This window comes from Falsiroseomonas oryziterrae (assembly GCF_021864505.1).
GTDB lineage: Bacteria > Pseudomonadota > Alphaproteobacteria > Acetobacterales > Acetobacteraceae > Falsiroseomonas > Falsiroseomonas oryziterrae.
In genome coordinates, this window is the sequence record NZ_JAKJIB010000365.1 from 1 (window position 1) to 3,856 (window position 3,856).

Below are 3,856 nucleotides of genomic sequence, written 5' to 3' on the forward strand. Positions count from 1 at the left end.
ACCTGCGCCGGCAGCCGCGCCACCGCGGCCTCGAGCGTCGGCGCCGCGCCGCCGAACATCGGCCCACCCTCCTGCGGCGCGCAGGCCGCCATCGCGCCGAGCGCGAGCAGAAGCGCGGCGCGGCGCATCAGCGGTTCCTCCGCAGCAGTTGCAGCGTCAGGTCCGCGACCACCGTCGCCACCGCAACCAGGAAGACCACCTGGAACACGGTCGCGAACAGCCAGAGCCCCATCGGGAAGGTCGCCGCGCCGCCCGGGATCGCCATCCAGCCGAGCGGCAGCAGGAGATAGCCGTAGGCGTGCGGCACGTTCTCGGCGATCTGGAAGGTGCCCTCGTAGATCATCGAGCCCGCGACGTAGAGGATCACCAGCAGGCCGATCCAGGCGATCCAGCGATGCTTGTCGAGCAGCTTGGCGATGAAGGTCGCCGCCACGCCCATCAGCACGACGGAGACGGCCAGGCCGAAGATCAGGATGTAGGGATGGTCCTTCGCCGCGCCCGCCACCGCGAGCACGTTGTCGAGACTCATCGACACGTCGGCGACCAGGATCTGCGTGATCGCCTGGCGCAGCGTCTTCTTCGGCGCGCCGGGCTCGGTGCCCTCCAGCGCCTCGACGCCCTCGTGCTGCTCGGTGGTGTCGGCATGGTCGTGCCCGCCGCCGTCGCGCAGCTCGCGGTACATCTTCCAGCACACCCACAGCAGCAGCACGCCGCCGGCGAAGACGATGCCGACGATGGAAAGCAGCTGCACGGTGATGGAGGCGAAGGCGATGCGCATGATCGTCGCCGCCGCGATGCCCCAGAAGATCGCCTTGCGCCGCTGGTCGGGCGGCAGGCCCGCCGCCGCCATGCCGACCACGATCGCATTGTCGCCGGCCAGCACGATGTCGATGAAGAGAACCTGGCCAAGCGCAACCAGCGCCTCGCTGGTCAAGTATGAAGAGAAGTCCATTTTTCTTGGCGCCCGCCTTCCGGAATTCGGAGGATAATCGGCTGCGCCGGCGCAGGCTTGTCAACTGCCGCCGCGGCGGGCCAAACCCCCGCCCTGCACACGACCGCGCGCCGCAACGCGGCGCTGCGAAGGGAAGCACGCGATGATCCCGCGCTACAGCCGCCCCGAGATGGCGGCCATCTGGTCGCCCGAGAACCGCTTTCGCATCTGGTTCGAGATCGAGGCGCTCGCCGCGGAGGCGATGGCCGAGCTCGGCACCATCCCGCGTGATGCCGCGGCCGCGATCCGCACGCAGGGCGCCCCGCGCGTGGCGAACATCACGCAGGCGGATCTCGACCGCATCGACGCGATCGAGCGCGAGACGCGCCACGACGTGATCGCCTTCCTCACCTGGCTCGGCGAGGGGATCGGACCGGAGGCGCGCTACATGCACCAGGGGCTCACCAGCTCCGACGTGCTCGACACCTGCCTCGCGGTGCAGCTGACGCAGGCGGCCGACCTGCTGATCGCCGACCTCGACTCGCTGCTCGATGCGCTGCGCGCGCGCGCCATCGAGTTCAAGCGCACACCCACCATCGGCCGCAGCCACGGCATCCATGCCGAGCCCACCACCTTCGGCCTCAAGCTGCTCGGCCACTGGGCGGAGTTCCGCCGCAACCGCGACCGTCTCGTCGCCGCCCGCGCCGAGGTCGCGACCTGCGCGATCAGCGGCCCGGTCGGCACCTTCGCCAGCGTCGACCCGCGCGTCGAGGCGCATGTCGCGCGGCATCTCGGCCTCGCGGTGGAGCCGGTCAGCACGCAGGTCATCCCGCGCGACCGCCACGCCGCCTTCTTCGCCGCCCTCGGCGTGGTGGCGAGCAGCCTCGAGCGCCTCGCGGTCGAGGTGCGCCACCTGCAGCGCAGCGAGGTGCGCGAGGCGGAGGAGTTCTTCCACCCGGGCCAGAAGGGCAGTTCCGCCATGCCCCACAAGCGCAACCCGGTGCTCAGCGAGAACCTGACCGGACTCGCCCGCATCGTGCGCGGCTATGTGGTGCCGGCGATGGAGAACGTCGCGCTCTGGCACGAGCGCGACATCAGCCATTCCTCGGTCGAGCGGATGATCGGCCCTGACGCGACCGTCACGCTCGACTTCGCGCTGGTGCGCGCGGCGGGGATGATGGCGAAGCTCACCGTCTACCCGGACCGGATGCAGGCGAACCTCGAATCGCTCGGCGGCGTGGTGCACAGCCAGAAGGTGCTGCTGGCCCTCACCCAGGCCGGTATGAGCCGCGAGGACGCCTATGCCGCGGTGCAGCGCGCGGCGATGGCGACCTGGACGGCGCTCGGGACGGCGGGCGCGCGCGACTTCGCCGCCAACCTCCTCGCCGATCCGGCGGTCGCGGCACGCCTCGACGCGGCGGCGCTCGCCGCGGCAATGGATCCGGCGCGGGACTTCGGGGCCGTCGATGCTATCTTCGCGCGTGTGCTCGGGACCTGACCTCGTTCCGGTTCTGACTTGCCCAGGTCTTGCCACAGGGGGAGACTATATGCCGGTCCTCAAGAGGAGGTCGGGCACCATGCGGGTCCTGATGAGGCTGTTGCCGCTCGCGGCGCTGGCGATCGGAGCCGGGTTGGCCGGCACGCAATCCGCCGAAGCGAAGGGGCCGGGCTACGCCGCCCCGCAGGGCGCCGTCATGGTCGTGCCGGTGGATGGACGGCGCTGGGACTACTACGACCGCTGGGAGCGGCGCGGCCCTCCGCCCGGACGCGGCTGGCGCCGCGACTACCCGGCCTACGGCTACTGGGCGCCGCCGCCGCGCTACTACTACGCGCCGCCGCCGCGCGTGTATGTGGCCCCCCCGCCGCGCGTCTGGGTGCCGGCGCCGCGCTACTACTACGCGCCGCCGCCGCCGCCGGGCATCGGCCTCTACTTCCGCTTCTGAGGCCCGCACCCCCGGCTTGTGCACCGTCGTGATCTTGCGGCGGCCGGGACATGCTTGGCCGCTCCTGCTCGCCGCCAACCGCGACGAGCGGATCGACCGCGCCTGGGACCCGCCCGCCGCGCATTGGCCCGACCGGCCGGGACTCGTCGCCGGGCGTGACCGCAGCGCCGGCGGCACCTGGATGGGGCTGCGCGGCGGCGTCGTCGCCGGCGTGCTGAACCGCCCGGGCAGCCTCGGCCCCGCGCCCGGCAAGCGCTCGCGCGGCGAACTTCCGCTGCTCGCGCTGGAGGCGGACAGCGCCGCAGAGGCGGCATCGCGGATCGCAGCCCTCGACGCCGGCGCCTGGCGTCCCTTCAACATGGTCGTGGCCGATGCCGCGCAGGCCTTCTTTCTCCGCGGGCTGGGGACCGGCCGCCCCGAGGCGGTGGCGCTGTCCGAAGGCCTGTCCATGGTCACGGCGCATGAGCCCAACGACCTGGCAAGCCCACGCATCGCGCGCCACCTGCCCCGCTTCCGCGCCGCCGCGCCCCCCGACCCGGCGCGCGACGCCTGGGCGGAATGGGAGGCGCTGCTGGCCGACGGCGATACGGCAGAAGGGATCGGCGCCGCCCTGAGTGTTCCGCCGGTTGACGGCTTCGGGACGGTCTGCAGCACAATGGTTACGCTGGGAGCCGGCCGGGTGTGGCGATTCTGCGCCGGCCGGCCCGCGCCCGGTTTCTTTGTCCCGCTGCCCCTGGAGGCCGCATGACCCGCCGCACCGCCCTGCTGCTCGCCGCCGCCTTCCTCCCCCTGCCCGCCTGGGCCCAGGGCGGGGGTGGTGGCGGTGGCGGCCAGGGACGCGGTGGCGGCGGCCAGGGTGGTGGTGGCCAGGGTGGCGGCGGCGGCCAGGGACGGGGCGGCGGCCAAGGCGGAGGTGGCCAGGGCGGAGGTGGCCAGGGCGGTGGAGGCCAGGGCCGCGGCGGTGGGAATGCCGAGCGCGGCG

The 3,856-nt window shown here is 72.8% G+C and carries 4 protein-coding genes and 1 pseudogene; 4 read left to right on the plus strand and 1 reads right to left on the minus strand.

Going from position 1 to position 3,856, the window contains the following annotated elements:
• Positions 1-298: 298 nt before the first annotated feature.
• Positions 299-952 (minus strand): annotated as a pseudogene (locus tag L2I40_RS20200) (TerC family protein); the annotation flags it as partial.
• A gap of 142 nt (positions 953-1,094) precedes the next feature.
• On the opposite strand from L2I40_RS20200, the gene purB reads away from it, so the two are divergent.
• The 4 genes from purB to L2I40_RS20220 all read left to right on the plus strand — a co-directional run.
• Positions 1,095-2,429 (plus strand): adenylosuccinate lyase, encoded by a 1,335-nt coding sequence (gene purB / locus L2I40_RS20205; protein WP_237216976.1) that lies wholly within the window; start codon positions 1,095-1,097, stop codon positions 2,427-2,429.
• A 79-nt stretch (positions 2,430-2,508) separates the two neighbouring features.
• Positions 2,509-2,874, plus strand: a complete 366-nt coding sequence (locus tag L2I40_RS20210; protein ID WP_237216977.1) for a hypothetical protein — start codon at positions 2,509-2,511, stop codon at positions 2,872-2,874.
• Between the two features lie 28 nt (positions 2,875-2,902).
• Positions 2,903-3,622: an NRDE family protein gene (locus tag L2I40_RS20215; protein ID WP_237216978.1), complete on the plus strand. Its 720-nt coding sequence runs from the start codon at positions 2,903-2,905 to the stop codon at positions 3,620-3,622.
• Positions 3,619-3,856 (plus strand): hypothetical protein (locus tag L2I40_RS20220; protein ID WP_237216979.1); only part of this gene is annotated, 238 nt, incomplete at its 3' end. The genes L2I40_RS20215 and L2I40_RS20220, both read left to right, overlap by 4 nt.